The organism is Bradyrhizobium sp. AZCC 1721 (genome assembly GCF_036924715.1).
Taxonomy (GTDB): Bacteria; Pseudomonadota; Alphaproteobacteria; order Rhizobiales; family Xanthobacteraceae; genus Bradyrhizobium.
Genome location: NZ_JAZHSB010000001.1, coordinates 1,344,632 through 1,360,251 on the forward strand (window position 1 = coordinate 1,344,632; position 15,620 = coordinate 1,360,251).

The window sequence follows — 15,620 nt, forward strand, 5'->3', positions numbered from 1 at the left end:
CAGCGCAGCGCCATAAGCGCGTTACGCGCGTCTTCGACACGCTATGGCGGTGCGCTGCTGAGCCGGGGCCTATGCCGGCGTGGGTCCCGGCTCTGCGGAGCAGCGTTACACGCTGCACCGCGTCCGGGACACGAACTTACCGCATCCCGCCCTGGTCGCGGATCGCGCCGAGATGCTCGTTGATGCGGAAGACGATCAGGATGAATTCGGCGGCGATGCGCGAAAACACCACGCCGACCACGACGCCGGCGATCGAGGCCAACAGTAGGACAAATCCGTAGAAGGGACTGATTGCCATGACGGACAAGCTCGACAAAATGCCGGCGATACCGAACAGTATGATCAAGCCGATAACCAGCCAGTAGAAAGTCTTGATAATCGTGGGCGTGATGAACCGATCCCACTGAAATAGATCCTGAAAATCGAGCATCGATGGTTCTCCGGCGACTCAAAGCCTGATCCCAGATGACACAGGGCTAGCCTCGAAAACTGCTTCGGGCAAGCCGGGCGAGCGCCGGCAACGGTACTCGCCCGTGGCGAACGAGCCATGCGGGTGGGCGGGTTGAGATTGCCGTAAATAACGGCCACAATCGGGCTTCCCCGCCGCAATCCTCAATCCAAATCCTCAATCGATGACAACGCTGACCTTCGAAGACTTCACGCCCGGCCATTTCGGCACGTTCGGACCGCGCCACGTCACGCGCGAGGAGATTTTGGCGTTCGCCGCCGAATTCGACCCGCAGCCGATGCATCTGGACGAGGTCGCCGCCAACGCGTCGATGCTCAAGGGGCTGTCCGGTTCGGGCTGGCATCTCGGCTCTCTCGTGATGCGGATGCTGTTCGACGGGTTTATCGGCCGCACTGCCTCGCTCGGCTCGCCCGGTGTCAACGAAATGCGCTGGCTGTCGCCGCTGCGCCCGGGCGATGACCTGACGCTGGATGTCAGCGTCGCGGAGGCCAGGATTTCGAAAAGCCGACCCGAGACCGGTATCGTGACCCTCAAGAGTACGATCCGCAACGCGGCCGGGGTCGTACTGTGCGAGATGGAGTCCCCGATGATCGTGCGCCGGCGCCTTGAAGCAGGAGCGGAGTAGCGATGCGTTTCTTCGAGGACATCGAGATCGGCGCGCAGCGCGAGTTTGGCTCGTTCACCTTCACAGCCGAAGACATCAAGCGGTTTGCCGCGCAGTTCGATCCGCAGCGCTTTCACCTCGATGAGGAAGAGGGGCGCAAATCCCTGTTCGGGGGGCTGGCCGCATCGGGCTGGCACGTTGCGGCGGTGTGCATGAAGCTCTTGGTCGCCGACGGCAAGCGATTGACGGCCGAGGCCGCCGCACGCGGTGAGAAGGTCGCGGTGTGGGGGCCGTCGCCGGGTTTTCGTGAATTGCGCTGGGTCAGGCCAGTGTTGGCGGGCGATACCGTCAGCTTTTCCAACCAGGTCGAAACCAAGCGGACCTCGGAGAAGCGTCCCGAATGGGGCATACTGCAAGCCCGCAATACCGGCACCAACCAGCGCGACGAAGTCGTGTTCTCGTTCCTCGCCACCGCGTTCGTGCCGCGACGGAATGCAGGTTAATTGTAGTCCGGCGAAACATGGTTAGCCAATTGTTTCGTTAGTGCTTCGTAATCCACGACTCCACGAAACCGTTTTTTTGCTAACGCATTTTGAACTTTCTGCCTGCCAAATGCGTCTCAGGGGAAGTACCGAGGGGATGAAAATGGCAGATCGCAACGGCCTGAAATTCGTCGGCTTTGTCTTCGCAACCGTCACGATGGCGGTGATGCTCACCGCCACGATGGTGGTGAAATCCTATGCCGACGGCGTTTACACGATCGAGGACACCGCGTTCGTCCGCCAGTAGTTGCGGATCGAGCAAGCATAGACGCCGAATCTCAAAAAAGATTCAGCGGCTCCAGATCAACGTCATTGCCACGACCGCAAGCGTCAGCAATCCGACGAAGCGGATCACGAGCGTGCCCATGCTATGCGACGATTGCCGCAACGGCATGGAATCCATGTTGTCTGGCTGAACGTTTTGCATCGCCGGTGTGTCCCCAAAAAGGTGCCTGCCGCCAAGTGACGACATCCGTCCTTGGACGCGACCGTGCTTATAAAGTTCAGATCGAACACAGCCAAACAAAACCGCCGCGCTCCGGTACGGAACGCGGCGGAGTGTCAGATTTTTGCAACGATCAGATTAGGCGTTGCGCAGGCCGTCGGCGGCGCGCTTCCACTGCGTGACGTTGTCGGCAATCATGCGCGTCGACTTCATCGCCGCCTGGCTGAGCTGCGCATAGCCGGAGATCTCGCGCTGGACGCGCTGGCCTTCGGCATGGAGCAGGTCGCGGAGGCTTTCGAGTTCAGAAATCAGCTTCTCGATTTCCGCCAGCGAGGTGCCGGCGACGCGCTGGATCAGCGAGTTGACGTTGTTGACGGTCGCTTCGGCATTGGCGTCGATCGGCATGGTGTCCGGGCCCACCGCGGGCCGGCGCAGATAGGCGATATCGTTGCGAACGAAATCGCGGATGCCGGCCTCGACTTCGGATACGGCGGCGAGATCGCCGTCGACTTCCGGGTTCGGATCAGCTTGTTCGGAACGAATAGTGGCGTTCATCGGCTATTCCTCTGTTTCGCTTTCAGGCGAGCGCGGACGTCCCCCGCACGACGAAGTGGAGCGGGTCCCATCTGTCCCGCCGATTTTGTCCGCATCTTGGCCAATCTGCGGCAATGATGGTTCATTCTCTGGGGTGGTGCCCTTGAGGCCGGAAAGCGCGTCAAACTGGGACGATTTCGGCCCTCACCAGCTACGCCTGAAGCCCGCGCTGAGGCTCTTGTTGGCGGCACCCGAGGGCGTTTCGCCGATCGAGCCGGAGATGGTGACGCCGTCGAACAGCTTCTGCTCGGCGCCGACCTTGCGCAGCCACTTGTCGTCGGATGTCGATAGCGTCTGGCCGGCGATCAGGCTGGTGCCGGTGTCGGCAATGCTGAGCTTTACCGACTGGTCGGTCTCGTAGCTGCTGGCCGGATGGCCGACGATGCCAGGCACCGGCACGATGCCTTGCTGGATCAGGTTGTAGTCGTTCTTCAGGGTCAGCGAATATTGCTCGCTGATCGGCAGCGATTTGCTCAAGGAAGTGCCGAGCTTGCTCTGCTCGGATCCGGGATCGACCCGGGCCTCGACCGCGGTCGTGTCCCAAATCGAGCCAACGCCTGGGGCGGTAATCGCAGCCCACGCGGTGCCGGACGATTGCGGCAGGCTGCCGCCATTGGCAAGTTTTTCCGAGAGCAGTTCGGACGTCGTCACCGTGCCTTGCCGCGCGACCGTCATGTCGGCGCCGATCCGCGCATCCCAGAACGGCGAGATGGATTGCTTGACCGATACCGCGGAGGTGCCGTTCGGTCTTTCATTGGCGGACCATGAGGCATCCGCGCTGGCAGCGCCTTTCGACGAATTGCCTCCCTTCGGCGCCTGAAAGCTCAGGGTCGATGCATCGACGTTGAGCTGGCTCCAGTCGAGCTTTTCGACGTCGATGTCCTTCATGATGTCGGCATCGTTGACGCTGGGAGCGGCCTCGGCTTCTTCAGCCTGCTGCATCTCCGCCTCGTCGTCGATCGGCGGCGTTTGTGCCGCCACAGCCAATATCGAAGCCAAACTTACGCCGGCCACCAGCATTGGCAGCCGCGCCCAGCCAAATCGCATTTTCGGAATCATTGCCCGCCCGCATTCCAAGTCGCGCCAACAATGCGTTTGTTTTAGTGCGAAATTATGACCGCGCTTCGTCATTGCGAGCGAAGCGAAGCAATCCATAGCGCCGCAAGCCGAGGCATGGATTGCTTCGTCGCTTGCGCTCCTCGCAAGGACGGCATCTGGGAGTTACACCGCCATCCGTGGCAGGTGAATCGGGTAGCCCACGGTCTGCTCGACCAGATCGAAGGTGTCGACCAGCACGCGCAAGTTGGTCAGGCGGCCGGCCCTGAACTGGGCGAAATGGGCGATGCGCAGGCTGATCGGCTTGTTCGAATCCAGCGCGGTCAGCGAATAGCGCATCATCGAGGCGGCCGTATCCACTCCCAGCATGATCGATTCGCGGTCGAAGCGGTGGACGCGGAAATTGTCCGCAATCTGCCTGATCACCTCCATCACGGCCGCCTTGCCGCGGCGCTGGCCGAAGAACGGAAACATATCGATCGGTCCATAGATCGCCCAGTCGACCTCCTCGTCGAGCAGGGTTTCGAGATCGGCGGGCTGGCGTTCATTGATCGCACGATGCAACGCGCGCGAAAAACGCCAGAGACTATGCTCTGTCATTTTGATTTGGTCCTAAAAACTGGATTTCAAAACGGCAATCGCGCCCAATCGGGCGTCTTCATCGACGCCGGGGCCGAAATGCCGGACTTTCACTGTTGCAGCCAGAAATAGAGCAGTTTCGCCAGAACGCAATTGCCGTTTTTGCAATGCACAAATGCGACTGTTTTGGCCGCATTATCGGTCGTGGCGGCGCACCGGCTCGCGCTGAATAATGACGAAGGCGCTAAATCAGCTCCGGCTTTCTACCGGTCAGGATCGCGGCGACGTCGCGTTCGAGCAGTTGCTGGACCAGATCGAAGGTGTCGATGATTTCCCTGATCTGGCTGATCTTGCCGTCGCGCAGCGTGTAGAAGCCGGCGATGTCGAACTGCACCATGCGCTGGTTGATGCTCTTGCGGAAGAACACGCGGATGAACGCGGCCGCCTTGTCGCCCTCGACCACCAGGATGGGCACCTCGCAGCGCAGTTCGGAATAGCGGGCGCGGACGGCGTTCCACATCTCGCGCATTTCGGCCTTGCCGCGGCGATGGCCCATATGCGGCAGGATGTCGATCGGGGCGTTGGCGAGCGACTCGATGTCGTCTGTGCAGCGCGCCAGCGCGCCTTCGACGTCACCGGAATACAGGACGTTGAGGAAATCCAGTACGCGCTGACGATGAGATTCCTCGGTCATTCGTCCACCCCGTCTGGGTTCGATCCGGCTCTGCGGCCCAGTCCAAGGGAAGGGCAGGGAAGGGCGGAGGGATCAATCAGCAAAGCAACCTACAGTATGTGACGTGGTGGTTTCCAAAAGGTTCACTGCCGCGATGCGACGACGCAGCGAAGACGCGCGGAGCCTGTCATCGGGCCGCGCTGCGTGCGGACCCGTTGGCGCTCCTCACTATTGAGGGCTTATGACACGATAAGATTAGCGCTAGGCCAGGATACTGCTGCCGCTTCTGTCCTGCCGGCTAAGCGGCGTCTTTGGTTGCGATCATCGTCCGGATGTCGTCGGCCAGTTCGCGGTAATGCAAGCCGAGGCGCAGGTATAGCTCGCGCTTCGCCCCATCCGACGTCAACTTGCCGATCAAATCGCATTCGGCAGCGAGAGTCTCGAACCGCTCCAATTTGGCTTCAAGGTCGGTCATGACGCGTCTCCCCTAACGCCCACCAAGGGGATCAGCTTACGCCTTCATTTTACGTCACGGCTAACATCGTTATCGGATAGAACTAATTTTACAGCCTCGGCGATTGCGCGGACGCTCCGGCAATCGTTGCCCGGCAATTTGCCTCGGGAAACGTCATCATTCCCAAGGGGAGGCAAAGCCTCCTGGCCGGTTATCCGGATGAGTGGGCGTCGGAGAATGCCCAGCTCACGACCAATCGGCGGACGCTTTGAGTGCACCCGCGGACGGAGACGTTGGGCCACGCTTTCTGGTGGCGCGAGCAGACATTGGCCACCGGAAGAAACGCCGATGTGTTATTATGCCGGCGCCAACGTCGCACAAATGACGCGGTGTTCAGATGATCACAATCCCGGAACTGGTGGCGCAAGCCTTGGGGTCGTTTCTGGCCTCGGATACCAGGAGCAGGTTTGGCTCCTCTCAAGCCCGGCTGGCTGAACTTCTCCCCTATGCAGCCAGGCTCACATTGGAATGCATCGGCAACAGCGACGCCCTGTATCACAACATCGAACACACCATGCTCGTGACCCTTGCCGGGCACGATATCCTGATGGGCCGGGCGATGCTGCGGCCAACGACGCCAGACGACTACGCCAATTTCATCCTGGCGTGCCTCACCCACGACATCGGATACGTGCGCGGAATCGTCCAGGGAGATGACGGGGATTCCTATGTCGCAGATCTCAGCGGCCGTACTGTTCGCTTGGCGCGAGGTTCATCCGATGCCGCGCTGGGAGCCTACCATGTGGACCGCTCGAAGCTGTTCGTCTTCGAGCGGCTCGACACCGCCGACGAGGTCGATGCGAGCCGGATCGCCAGGGCAATCGAGTATACGCGATTTCCCTATGTTGATTCATCGTCGAACGACGAGCTGATCGAAGAAGAGGGCCTGTTGCTGCGCGCGGCCGACCTCATCGGGCAGCTCGGCGATCCCAACTACCTGAAAAAAGCCAATGCCCTGTTCTACGAATTTGAAGAAGTCGGCATGAACAAAACGCTCGGCTACCAGACGCCGGCAGACGTCGTTTACAAATATCCGCAGTTCTATTGGAACAACGTCGCGCCGCAAATCCAGACGGCGATACGCTATCTCAATGTCACATCGAGTGGACGGCAATGGATAGCAAACCTGCACAGCAACGTTTTCCGGGCCGAGCGCGAAATGAACCTGTCCGGCCCGCAGCCGTGATCTTGGCCTGCTCGCTCCGCGTGGATCGAGCGCCGTCCGCCTGCGCTAGCCGTGATAGCTCGGCGAATTCCGCGCGAGCCCATCGAACGCGTCGAGCAGCCGCTCGCGCCAAGCATAGACCTGATCGTCCTCCATCAGCAGCTTGAACGGGCTGACCACGCGCGCCCACTGGAACGCGCCGAACACGATATAGTCCGCATAGTTCGCTGCCGTGCCGCCGAGGTACGGCTGCGTCCGCAATGTCAGCCGCAGCGGATCGAGGCTTTTGCGAAAACCTTCGACCGCCTTGTCGCGGTCGGCCATGATGTCTTCCAGCTTCTTGCCAAAGCGCGCCTCGCGCGACGCGCGGAAATAGGCGGCATCCTCCGGCTTCAGGTTGAGCGGGACGTCGGCGATGATGAGCGGAAATATACCGCCGATCACGCCATCGCCCCACCAGTTCAGCATCCGTCCCATAGCGCGGCCGCCCTCGCCACCGAACAGCGACGGCCGGTCCGGATACTTGTCTTCGAGATAGTTGGCGATGGTCCAGGAATCGACGACCGCGCTGTCGCCGTCGAGCAGCACCGGCACCTTCTCCGAGCCATGCGGCGCGATCGCGCTTTTCTCGGTGAAGCGCCAGGGAATCGTCTCCGCCGACAGCCCCTTATGCGCTAGCGCCATCCGCGTTCGCCAGCAGAATGGGCTGAACGGACGGGATGGATCGGTACCGACGAGTTCGTAGAGTTTGAGGGACATGCGATATTGTGCGCGAAGTCAGCGTTTGAAACAACAACCGTCATTGCAATGACGACGGAGTGCGGTCTGCCCGTTCCCGTCATGCCCCGCCACCGGGTCGGCCGAACGGCCGCCCGATGACGGGCTCCGGCGGGGCATCCAGTACGCCGAGACGCTAGTGGAGTCACGGCCGCCCGTGGTTACTGGATCATCCGCCTTCGCGGATGATGACAGCGGGGTGCGGTGAGAACAACGGAACCCTACCGCACCACAGCCGCGGTCTGCCCGAACAGGATTCGGCGCTCCTCCTCGGTGCGGTTGACGGGCTGGCCAAAGTTCGGATTGACCTCTTTCGCCTTGGCATAGGCGCGCTCGGTCGCGGGGCGGGCGCGGATGGTCTCCAGCCAGCGCTTCAGATGCGGGAAGTCGTCAATGTTCTGGCTCTGGTTCTTGTAAGGCACGATCCAGGGATAGCTCGCCATGTCGGCGATCGAATAGTCGCCCGCGATGAACTCGCGATCGGTCAGACGCTTGTTGAGCACGCCGTAGAGCCGGTTGGTCTCGTTCACGTAGCGGTCGATCGCGTATTTGATCTTGTCCTGGGCGTAGTTGGAGAAGTGATGGTTCTGCCCGGCCATCGGCCCGAGATTGCCCATCTGCCAGAACGTCCACTGGATCGCGTCATAGCGGCCGTAGAGATCGGACGGCAGAAACTTTCCGGTCTTCTCGGCGAGATACAGCAGCATCGCGCCGGACTCGAAGATCGAAATCGGTTTTCCTCCGCCCTTGGGTTCATGATCGACCATCGCGGGGATGCGGTTATTCGGCGCGATCGCCAGAAACTCCGGCTTGAACTGGTCGCCTTTGCCGATGTTGACCGGAAATATTTTGTACTTCAGCCCGGTCTCTTCGAGGAACATCGTGATCTTGTGGCCGTTCGGCGTGGTCCAGTAGTGAAGGTCGATCATGGGGCGATCCTGCTGGTTGAAATCCGTGCATCGCAAGAAAGATGCGGATGCATGAAATTGATCGGACCGATGTCCCAAGTCAATGCGGGCTAAGGGCGTCGCGCGGAAATGTGATGACGGCCGGCGACGCGGGATCAGCGTTGCGGCACGCCGATGCGGCCGTGCTCGCGCAGCAGCTTTTCGCCTGATGCGGTGACGGTCACCATCAGTCCGGTTCCGGCGATGGTTTCGCGAGTGACGTAGCCGCGATCGGACGCGTCTTCCCAGATCGTCAGGCGCGGACAGGAGGTCCGCCAGGTCGCGACCACTTCTGCGTAATTCCGCGGCTCGCGGGCGACCCATTCGACGAAGTCGAGCACCAGTGGATCTGCAGCATCCGACATCAGCCCTCTCCCTTCAGAAGGAAGCAACCGAGCCGTGAACCAGCAACAGCCAGCTTCCATAGAGAATGTAATAGCCGGCCACCGTCGTAATCAGCCGGTTGGCCCAGGTACGAAACTGCGCGTCGCTCATCGCCTCAAGAATCCGCCGCGCCAGTGTGGTGCCGAGCATCGAGGCCACGATCGCAACCGCGGCCAGCACGGGATCGAGCGTCGCGGCCTGGTCGATGATGCCGCCGAAATAGATCAGTTTGGTGAGATGGCTGACGACCTGGCAGGTTGCCTTGGTGGCGACCACCTCGCGGCGGCCGAAATTGCCGCCGAGAAAGAACGTGTCCATCAGCGGGCCGGAGACGCCGGTCATCAGCATCAGGCCCATGCAGATGAAGCCGTAGAACGAGCCCTGCCAGATGCTGTCCGGGTTCGGCTTGAGGTTCTTCGGCATCAGCCGCGCCATGAACGGCGTGGCCCCGAGCAACAGCAAGGCAATGGGCTTGTCCGGCACGTAGCGGGTCAGCGACCAGACGCCGAGCGCCAGCGCGCAGCCGATCAGATAGACGAACACCGGCCGCCAGCGGATATGCGCCCGCCACAGAAATGCGCGCCAGCCATTCGACGCCATCTGCGTGATCGCGTGCAGCACCATGGCGGTGGGCAGCGGCATCAGCATCAACAGCACGCCGATCAGGATCATCCCGCCGGCCATGCCGAACAGGCCGGACAGGAAGGCTGTCGCGACCATCAAGGCACCGAGCGCTGCGATCATCAGGGCCGTCATCGGCAATCTCCACATGACATTTCTGCCGTGCTTGTCGCAGCTACGCAAACCGAGTTATCTTGCTCTGGCATCAGTTTTCCTGAGGGTCATGTGCGGCGGCTGCTCTTTCTCAACGGCATCAAGGCGTTCGAAGCGGCAGCGCGCACCGGCAGCTTCGCCGCCGCCGGGACCGAGCTCAACGTCTCCGCCGCCGCCGTCAGCCGGATGGTGCATCTGTTGGAAGAGCGGCTGGGCGTGGCGCTGTTCGAGCGCAAGGCCAACCGACTCGTGACCACCGCCGCCGGCCGCGCCTATCAGAACGGGCTGACGCCGATCTTCGACGCGCTGGCGAGCCTGACCGCGCAGGTGACGGCGCCCGCAAGCGTCCGCGTGCTGACCATCGGCGTCGGGCCGACCTTTGCGATGAAATGGCTGATCCCGCGGCTGGCGGATTTCCGCAAGGAAGAACCCGACATCGACGTCCGTATCACCACCGGCGGCGCCGCGGTGCCGTTCGGCGAGGACTGGAGCTGCGGCATCAAGCTCGGCGACGGCGAATGGCCCGGCCTGATCGCCGAGCCGTTGTTTGCGGCCGATCTGCTTCCGGTCTGCGCGCCGCGCCTTGCGGGCGCGCTCAAACGTCCCGGCGACCTGAAGGGGCCGACGCTGCTGCGAGTGGCGCATTCGCCCGACGACTGGCCGTCATGGCTCGAGGCCGCCGGCACCGCTCGCATCAGCGCCCGCGGACCGGAGTTCGAGTTTTACGGCCAGGCGCTGCAGGCCGCCGTCGACGGCCTCGGCATCGCCATGGGCATCCGCCCCTATATCGACGATGACCTTGCGGCCGGCCGGCTGGTCGCGCCGTTTGCGTTAAGTGTGCCGAAAGGCATGCGCTGGTATCTGGTGTATCGCGGCTTCAGCACCGGGCAGCGCGATTTCGCCGCGTTCCGGCGCTGGATCGTTCGCGCGGCAGCGGAGCCCGCCACGCGCCGCAGGGGCCACAGACATGCCGGATGAGAAGATCGAAACGCTGGTGATTGGCGGCGGCCAGGCCGGCCTCGTGATGAGCTACCGCCTCAAGCAGCGCGGACTGTCGCATCTGGTGCTCGAGCGCCACCGGATCGCCGAACGCTGGCGCAGCGAACGCTGGGACGGATTGATATTCCAGTTTCCGAACTGGTCGGTGCGGCTGCCGGACTTTCCATTTCCGCACAGCGATCCCGATGGGTTCTCGGATACGGCCACCATCATCAAATTTATCGAGGCCTATGCGGATTTCGTCGCGCCGCCGATCCGCTGCGGCGTCGCGGTGACGCGGCTGTCGCAGCGCGACGGCGGGCGCTTTATCGCCGAGACCACGGATGGCACGATCGAAGCTGACAATGTCGTCGTCGCCACCGGACCCTATCAGCGCAGCGTCATCCCGGACCTGTTGCGCGATCATCCGGTGTTTCAGGTGCGTGCCGCCGACTACAGGAATCCCGAACAGCTTCCGCCGGGCGCGGTGCTGGTGGCCGGCGCCGGTGCGTCCGGCGCGCAGATCGCCGAGGAATTGTTGCAGGCCGGGCGGCGCGTCTATCTCTCGGTCGGACGGCATCGCCGCCTGCCGCGCCGCTATCGCAGCCGCGACCTGATCTGGTGGCTCGCCGAAATGCAGCTCGACCAGATCACCCCGGAGGAGCGCGGGCAAGCGCGCCTCGGCCCGGTGATTTCGGGCGCCTATGGCGGACGCAGCATCGATTTCCGCGACTTCGCCGCCCGCGGCATGATCTTGCTCGGACGTCTCGACGCCGCCGATGGCGGCGTGCTCGACATTGCGTCGGGTCTCGACAAAAGCCTTGGCGACGGCGACATCGCCTTCACCACCTTCCTCGACACTGTCGATGAATATGTGAAACGGCGCCGCCTGGAGCTGCCGGAAGAGCCCGGCGCCCGCGCGACGCTTCCCGACCCGCCTTGCGTCACCGCGCCGCTCACGCGCCTCGACCTCGCCGCGGAGGGCATCTCTTCGATCATCTGGGCGACCGGCTACGGCGTCGATTTCGGCTGGATCGATATCCCGGTCCTCGACGCCCGCGGCGAAGCGGTTCATCGCAATGGCATCTCAGCCGTATCCGGCCTGTACTTCCTCGGTCTCCAATGGCTGTCGAAGATGAACTCCTCGTTCCTGCCAGGCGTCGGCGACGATGCCGTGGTGCTCGCGGATCATATTTTGGCGCGGCGCTGAGCACTCGCTTCCAACCTCGCCCCGCTTGCGGGGAGAGGTCGGATCGCCCTTGCGATCCGGGTGAGGGGGTACAGGTCTATCCATGAATCACAACTCGTGGAGCGAGCCCCTCACCCCAACCCTCTCCCCGTGAAGGGCGGGGAGAGGGAGCTAACTGCCGAAACGCCACCGAAAAAACCTCCGCGACATGTGAACTCCTTCACATCTCCCTCTGCCGCGTCGTGCTCTGGTCGCGCCATGCGCAATTCCGGGGGACGCGCCATGATCTATGGCGGCTTTGAAATCCAGTCGTTCGAAGCAGGGAGAGGGCTATGGCACGCCAGGATTCAACGGGCCGACCAGGAGCCGGTGGTGATCGACGGCCTGGCGTTTCCGACCCTCGAAGTCGGCTTCGCCTGGTCGGATCCGGAAGCGGCGATCGCGGATGCGAAAGCCCATATCGATCGTTTCATGCCGCGGTTCGCGATTCCGTAAGCACGACCGGCGGAACTGCCGGCCGCATCTCTTTGCCCCTGCCCGAACAGACCCTGCAAGCGACGCCGGTGCTTTCGAGCTGCCCGGATTGCAGCGCATCGCTCGCGGTGCTGCGCATCATTCCCGGCCGTGCCGGCGCCGAATACTGGACCATGCGATGCACGCGCTGCGGCGGGATCCATCTGGAGATCGTCAATGCCTCGACGGCCCCGCTGACGGCGTAAGGCGCGGCGGTTCCGAATCGCCATTGCTGACATCTGCTGACATGACGAAGCGCAGTATCGCGCGCAAGGCCGTTTGCCCTTTTCTCGCTGGCTGACTCGTCCCATATTCGCCGGATGGCGAAGAAACCTGACACCCCCAAAAAGCCCGGCAAATCCCCCGAATCGAAGGCGCATCGGCCAGACGTGCAGCCGATCGGGCCGGCACTGGCCGAGCTGCTCAATCCCGCGCTCAACCGCGGCGATGCCGGCATGGGCTCGGGCACCGGCCTGCAGCCGCCGCCGGACAATTCCTGGGACCGCCGCGCCGGCGGCGAGGCCGCCGCGCATCGCGCGCGAGCCTCGACGCGCGGAACCAGCGCGGACGTCGGCAAACGCGATGCATCCCCACAAGGCCTCGAAGAATCCCCCCAAGCCAACTACGGCACCGCGGCCACCATCCCGACCCTCGACCCCGAGCTCGCGCGCCAGCTCGGCCTGCCGACCGCGGAAGACGACGAGGAAGCCCTCGCTCGCCCGCCGCGCAACAAGATGGAAGCGCTCGGCGTCAAAGCCACCGCCGATGCGCTGGAAAGCCTGATCCGCGATGGCCGTCCCGAATTTCGCGGCGACAACGGCCAGCTCAAGGTCTGGACGCCGCACCGGCCGCCGCGCCCGGAAAAATCCGAAGGCGGTGTGCGCTTCGAGATCAAATCCGAATACCAGCCGAAGGGCGACCAGCCGACCGCGATCGCCGAACTGGTCGAAGGCATCAACCGCAACGACCGCACCCAGGTGCTGCTTGGCGTCACCGGCTCCGGAAAAACCTACACCATGGCCAAGGTGATCGAGGCGACGCAGCGCCCGGCCCTGATTCTCGCGCCGAACAAGACGCTGGCCGCGCAGCTCTATGGCGAGTTCAAGAATTTTTTTCCCGACAACGCGGTCGAGTACTTCGTCTCCTACTACGACTACTACCAGCCCGAGGCTTACGTCCCGCGCACCGACACCTACATCGAAAAGGATTCGTCCATCAACGAGCAGATCGACCGTATGCGCCATTCGGCGACGCGCGCGCTGCTCGAGCGCGACGACGTCATCATCGTGGCGTCCGTGTCGTGCATCTACGGTATCGGCTCGGTCGAGACCTACACCGCGATGACCTTTGCGCTGAAGAAGGGCGAGCGCATCGACCAGCGGCAATTGATCGCCGACCTCGTCGCGCTGCAGTACAAGCGCACGCAGGCCGATTTCACCCGCGGCACGTTCCGCGTCCGCGGCGACGTCATCGACATCTTCCCGGCGCACTATGAGGACCGCGCCTGGCGCGTGAACCTGTTCGGCGATACCGTGGAAAATATCGAGGAGTTCGATCCGCTCACCGGCCACAAGCAGGACGATCTCGAATTCATCAAGATCTACGCCAACTCGCACTATGTGACGCCGCGGCCGACGCTGGTGCAGGCGATCAAGTCGATCAAGTCCGAGCTGAAGCTGCGGCTCGACGAGCTCAACAACCAGGGGCGCCTCTTGGAAGCGCAGCGGCTGGAGCAACGCACCACCTTCGACCTCGAAATGATGGAAGCGACCGGAAGCTGCGCCGGCATCGAGAACTATTCGCGCTACCTCACCGGGCGCCGCCCCGGCGAGCCGCCGCCGACGCTGTTCGAATACGTGCCCGACAATGCACTGGTTTTCGCCGACGAAAGCCACGTCACCGTGCCGCAGATCGGCGGCATGTTCCGCGGCGATTTCCGCCGCAAGGCGACGCTCGCCGAATACGGTTTTAGGCTGCCCTCCTGCATGGACAACCGCCCGCTGCGGTTCGAGGAATGGGACATGATGCGCCCGCAATCGGTCGCGGTGTCGGCGACGCCCGGCGGCTGGGAGCTGAACGAAAGCGGCGGCGTGTTCGTCGAGCAGGTGATCCGTCCCACAGGCTTGATCGATCCGCCGGTCGACATTCGTCCGGCGCGCACGCAGGTCGACGATCTCGTCGGCGAAGTGCGCGCGACCGCTGCCGCGGGTTATCGCTCGCTGATCACGGTACTCACGAAGCGCATGGCGGAAGACCTCACCGAGTACCTGCACGAGCAGGGCATTCGCGTGCGCTACATGCACTCTGATATCGACACCATCGAGCGCATCGAGATCATCCGGGACTTGCGCCTCGGCGCGTTCGACGCGCTGGTCGGCATCAATTTGTTGCGCGAGGGCCTCGACATTCCCGAATGCGCACTGGTCGCGATCCTCGACGCCGACAAGGAAGGTTTTCTGCGCAGCGAGACCTCGCTGATCCAGACCATCGGCCGCGCCGCGCGCAACGTCGACGGCAAGGTGATCCTCTACGCCGACCAGATGACCGGCTCGATGGAGCGCGCCATCGCCGAAACCAACCGCCGCCGCGAAAAGCAGGTCGAATACAACACGGCTAACGGCATCACGCCGGAGAGCGTGAAGAAATCGATCGGCGACATCCTCAACTCCGTCTACGAGCGCGATCACGTGCTGGTCGAGATCGGCGACGGCGGCATGGCCGACGACGTCATCTCGATCGGCCACAATTTCGAGGCCGTGCTGAACGACCTCGAAACCCGCATGCGCGAAGCCGCCGCCGATCTGAACTTCGAGGAAGCCGCCAGACTCCGCGACGAAGTCAAACGCCTGCGCGCGACGGAAATGGCCGTGGTCGACGACCCCACCGCAAAACAGCGCGCCGTGCAGGGCAAAGCCGGCGCCTATGCCGGAACGAAGAAGTACGGCGAGGCCGCGAACCTGCCGACATCAGCGATGAAGAAGCGCAGCGCCTCTTCACCCTCCGCTGGAGGGGGAGGGTCGACCGCTGCAGGCGGTCGGGGCGGGGTGAGCCGCAGCGGCGGTTCTTCCACCTCGAAAGTCCACAAACCCCATCTCGACGAAATGCACGGCCCGGAATCCTTGCCCTACCGCCCCAGCGGCGCCAAACCGCGCAAGCTCGAGATCGGCAGCGGCAGCAAGATCTTCCAGCCCACGGATTCGCGGCAGTCAGGCCCGGAGTTCGGGCCAGCCCCGCGATCGAGCGGCGGCGCACCGGGGCACCGGGGCGGGTGGAAGAAGAGGTAGGGTTTGGCCACGCATGAATGTGATGAGCGGCGGCGGGTCAGCCGTCATTGCGAGCGTAGCGAAGCAATCCAGCTTCTTTCCTTGACGCTGGATTGCTTCGTCGCTGCGCTCCTCGCAATGACGCAATGGTCGT

At 62.9% G+C, this 15,620-nt stretch carries 20 protein-coding genes; 9 read left to right on the forward strand and 11 right to left on the reverse strand.

The window, feature by feature from the left end; all coding sequences use genetic code 11:
- Window positions 1-136 precede the first annotated feature (136 nt).
- Window positions 137-430, reverse strand: a complete 294-nt coding sequence (locus V1273_RS06515; protein ID WP_334383591.1) for a DUF4282 domain-containing protein — start codon at window positions 428-430, stop codon at window positions 137-139.
- A 202-nt stretch (window positions 431-632) separates the two neighbouring features.
- Between V1273_RS06515 and V1273_RS06520 the strand changes: the two genes are divergently transcribed.
- From V1273_RS06520 to V1273_RS06530, 3 genes are all read left to right on the forward strand, one after another.
- Complete coding sequence (locus V1273_RS06520) at window positions 633-1,094, forward strand: MaoC family dehydratase (protein WP_334383590.1); 462 nt, start codon at window positions 633-635, stop codon at window positions 1,092-1,094.
- Between the two features lie 2 nt (window positions 1,095-1,096).
- Window positions 1,097-1,576, forward strand: coding sequence for a MaoC family dehydratase (locus V1273_RS06525; protein ID WP_334383589.1), 480 nt, complete (start codon window positions 1,097-1,099; stop codon window positions 1,574-1,576).
- Window positions 1,577-1,718: 142 nt separating this feature from the next.
- A complete protein-coding gene (locus V1273_RS06530; protein ID WP_028350761.1) occupies window positions 1,719-1,862 on the forward strand; it encodes a hypothetical protein in 144 nt (47 codons plus the stop codon).
- A 42-nt stretch (window positions 1,863-1,904) separates the two neighbouring features.
- Here V1273_RS06530 and V1273_RS06535 read toward each other — a convergent pair whose 3' ends face one another.
- From V1273_RS06535 to V1273_RS06560, 6 genes are all read right to left on the reverse strand, one after another.
- Window positions 1,905-2,042, reverse strand: coding sequence for a hypothetical protein (locus V1273_RS06535; protein WP_156908851.1), 138 nt, complete (start codon window positions 2,040-2,042; stop codon window positions 1,905-1,907).
- Between the two features lie 156 nt (window positions 2,043-2,198).
- Window positions 2,199-2,615 carry a hypothetical protein gene (locus V1273_RS06540; protein WP_334366800.1) on the reverse strand — a complete coding sequence of 139 codons (417 nt, stop codon included), beginning with the start codon at window positions 2,613-2,615 and terminating at the stop codon, window positions 2,199-2,201.
- A gap of 183 nt (window positions 2,616-2,798) precedes the next feature.
- The gene (locus tag V1273_RS06545; RefSeq protein WP_334409089.1) at window positions 2,799-3,701 is read right to left on the reverse strand and encodes a hypothetical protein; all 903 of its coding nucleotides are present in this window, start codon (window positions 3,699-3,701) and stop codon (window positions 2,799-2,801) included.
- A gap of 174 nt (window positions 3,702-3,875) precedes the next feature.
- Window positions 3,876-4,310 carry a nuclear transport factor 2 family protein gene (locus tag V1273_RS06550; protein WP_334383587.1) on the reverse strand — a complete coding sequence of 145 codons (435 nt, stop codon included), beginning with the start codon at window positions 4,308-4,310 and terminating at the stop codon, window positions 3,876-3,878.
- Between the two features lie 223 nt (window positions 4,311-4,533).
- Window positions 4,534-4,983 carry a nuclear transport factor 2 family protein gene (locus V1273_RS06555; RefSeq protein WP_334383586.1) on the reverse strand — a complete coding sequence of 150 codons (450 nt, stop codon included), beginning with the start codon at window positions 4,981-4,983 and terminating at the stop codon, window positions 4,534-4,536.
- Window positions 4,984-5,260: 277 nt separating this feature from the next.
- On the reverse strand, window positions 5,261-5,437 hold the full coding sequence (locus V1273_RS06560) for a hypothetical protein (RefSeq protein ID WP_334366804.1): 177 nt from the start codon (window positions 5,435-5,437) through the stop codon (window positions 5,261-5,263).
- Window positions 5,438-5,813: 376 nt separating this feature from the next.
- Here V1273_RS06560 and V1273_RS06565 point away from each other — a divergent pair, with 376 nt between their 5' ends.
- Window positions 5,814-6,662, forward strand: a complete 849-nt coding sequence (locus tag V1273_RS06565) for a metal-dependent phosphohydrolase (protein WP_334409091.1) — start codon at window positions 5,814-5,816, stop codon at window positions 6,660-6,662.
- 45 nt (window positions 6,663-6,707) lie between these two features.
- Here V1273_RS06565 and V1273_RS06570 read toward each other — a convergent pair whose 3' ends face one another.
- The 4 genes from V1273_RS06570 to V1273_RS06585 form a co-directional block, all read right to left on the reverse strand.
- The gene (locus V1273_RS06570; RefSeq protein WP_334409093.1) at window positions 6,708-7,400 is read right to left on the reverse strand and encodes a glutathione S-transferase family protein; all 693 of its coding nucleotides are present in this window, start codon (window positions 7,398-7,400) and stop codon (window positions 6,708-6,710) included.
- A gap of 239 nt (window positions 7,401-7,639) precedes the next feature.
- Window positions 7,640-8,347 carry a glutathione binding-like protein gene (locus V1273_RS06575; RefSeq protein ID WP_028350772.1) on the reverse strand — a complete coding sequence of 236 codons (708 nt, stop codon included), beginning with the start codon at window positions 8,345-8,347 and terminating at the stop codon, window positions 7,640-7,642.
- A 134-nt stretch (window positions 8,348-8,481) separates the two neighbouring features.
- Window positions 8,482-8,730 carry a hypothetical protein gene (locus V1273_RS06580; RefSeq protein WP_213288021.1) on the reverse strand — a complete coding sequence of 83 codons (249 nt, stop codon included), beginning with the start codon at window positions 8,728-8,730 and terminating at the stop codon, window positions 8,482-8,484.
- 13 nt (window positions 8,731-8,743) lie between these two features.
- The gene (locus V1273_RS06585) at window positions 8,744-9,505 is read right to left on the reverse strand and encodes a sulfite exporter TauE/SafE family protein (protein WP_334409096.1); all 762 of its coding nucleotides are present in this window, start codon (window positions 9,503-9,505) and stop codon (window positions 8,744-8,746) included.
- Window positions 9,506-9,595: 90 nt separating this feature from the next.
- Here V1273_RS06585 and V1273_RS06590 point away from each other — a divergent pair, with 90 nt between their 5' ends.
- The 5 genes from V1273_RS06590 (at window position 9,596) to uvrB (ending at window position 15,487) form a co-directional block, all read left to right on the forward strand.
- Window positions 9,596-10,501 (forward strand): LysR substrate-binding domain-containing protein, encoded by a 906-nt coding sequence (locus tag V1273_RS06590; RefSeq protein ID WP_057842218.1) that lies wholly within the window; start codon window positions 9,596-9,598, stop codon window positions 10,499-10,501.
- Entirely contained in the window at window positions 10,491-11,711 is a 1,221-nt protein-coding gene (locus V1273_RS06595) for an NAD(P)-binding domain-containing protein (protein WP_334409097.1), read from the forward strand. The genes V1273_RS06590 and V1273_RS06595 overlap by 11 nt, the downstream gene beginning before the upstream one ends.
- A gap of 237 nt (window positions 11,712-11,948) precedes the next feature.
- Window positions 11,949-12,185 carry a hypothetical protein gene (locus V1273_RS06600; protein WP_334409098.1) on the forward strand — a complete coding sequence of 79 codons (237 nt, stop codon included), beginning with the start codon at window positions 11,949-11,951 and terminating at the stop codon, window positions 12,183-12,185.
- A 32-nt stretch (window positions 12,186-12,217) separates the two neighbouring features.
- Window positions 12,218-12,409 (forward strand): hypothetical protein, encoded by a 192-nt coding sequence (locus V1273_RS06605; RefSeq protein ID WP_334383581.1) that lies wholly within the window; start codon window positions 12,218-12,220, stop codon window positions 12,407-12,409.
- A gap of 114 nt (window positions 12,410-12,523) precedes the next feature.
- Window positions 12,524-15,487: an excinuclease ABC subunit UvrB gene (uvrB, locus tag V1273_RS06610; protein WP_334409099.1), complete on the forward strand. Its 2,964-nt coding sequence runs from the start codon at window positions 12,524-12,526 to the stop codon at window positions 15,485-15,487.
- Window positions 15,488-15,620: the final 133 nt, after the last annotated feature.

Bases quoted from the DNA above. Each gene is read 5' to 3' on its own strand.
- V1273_RS06515 (WP_334383591.1), bottom strand. From the start codon at position 430: ATGCTCGATTTTCAGGATCTATTTCAGTGGGATCGGTTCATCACGCCC.
- V1273_RS06520 (WP_334383590.1), top strand. From the start codon at position 633: ATGACAACGCTGACCTTCGAAGACTTCACGCCCGGCCATTTCGGCACG.
- V1273_RS06525 (WP_334383589.1), top strand. From the start codon at position 1,097: ATGCGTTTCTTCGAGGACATCGAGATCGGCGCGCAGCGCGAGTTTGGC.
- V1273_RS06530 (WP_028350761.1), top strand. From the start codon at position 1,719: ATGGCAGATCGCAACGGCCTGAAATTCGTCGGCTTTGTCTTCGCAACC.
- V1273_RS06535 (WP_156908851.1), bottom strand. From the start codon at position 2,042: ATGCAAAACGTTCAGCCAGACAACATGGATTCCATGCCGTTGCGGCAA.
- V1273_RS06540 (WP_334366800.1), bottom strand. From the start codon at position 2,615: ATGAACGCCACTATTCGTTCCGAACAAGCTGATCCGAACCCGGAAGTC.
- V1273_RS06545 (WP_334409089.1), bottom strand. From the start codon at position 3,701: ATGCGATTTGGCTGGGCGCGGCTGCCAATGCTGGTGGCCGGCGTAAGT.
- V1273_RS06550 (WP_334383587.1), bottom strand. From the start codon at position 4,310: ATGACAGAGCATAGTCTCTGGCGTTTTTCGCGCGCGTTGCATCGTGCG.
- V1273_RS06555 (WP_334383586.1), bottom strand. From the start codon at position 4,983: ATGACCGAGGAATCTCATCGTCAGCGCGTACTGGATTTCCTCAACGTC.
- V1273_RS06560 (WP_334366804.1), bottom strand. From the start codon at position 5,437: ATGACCGACCTTGAAGCCAAATTGGAGCGGTTCGAGACTCTCGCTGCC.
- V1273_RS06565 (WP_334409091.1), top strand. From the start codon at position 5,814: ATGATCACAATCCCGGAACTGGTGGCGCAAGCCTTGGGGTCGTTTCTG.
- V1273_RS06570 (WP_334409093.1), bottom strand. From the start codon at position 7,400: ATGTCCCTCAAACTCTACGAACTCGTCGGTACCGATCCATCCCGTCCG.
- V1273_RS06575 (WP_028350772.1), bottom strand. From the start codon at position 8,347: ATGATCGACCTTCACTACTGGACCACGCCGAACGGCCACAAGATCACG.
- V1273_RS06580 (WP_213288021.1), bottom strand. From the start codon at position 8,730: ATGTCGGATGCTGCAGATCCACTGGTGCTCGACTTCGTCGAATGGGTC.
- V1273_RS06585 (WP_334409096.1), bottom strand. From the start codon at position 9,505: ATGACGGCCCTGATGATCGCAGCGCTCGGTGCCTTGATGGTCGCGACA.
- V1273_RS06595 (WP_334409097.1), top strand. From the start codon at position 10,491: ATGCCGGATGAGAAGATCGAAACGCTGGTGATTGGCGGCGGCCAGGCC.
- V1273_RS06600 (WP_334409098.1), top strand. From the start codon at position 11,949: ATGCGCAATTCCGGGGGACGCGCCATGATCTATGGCGGCTTTGAAATC.
- uvrB (WP_334409099.1), top strand. From the start codon at position 12,524: ATGGCGAAGAAACCTGACACCCCCAAAAAGCCCGGCAAATCCCCCGAA.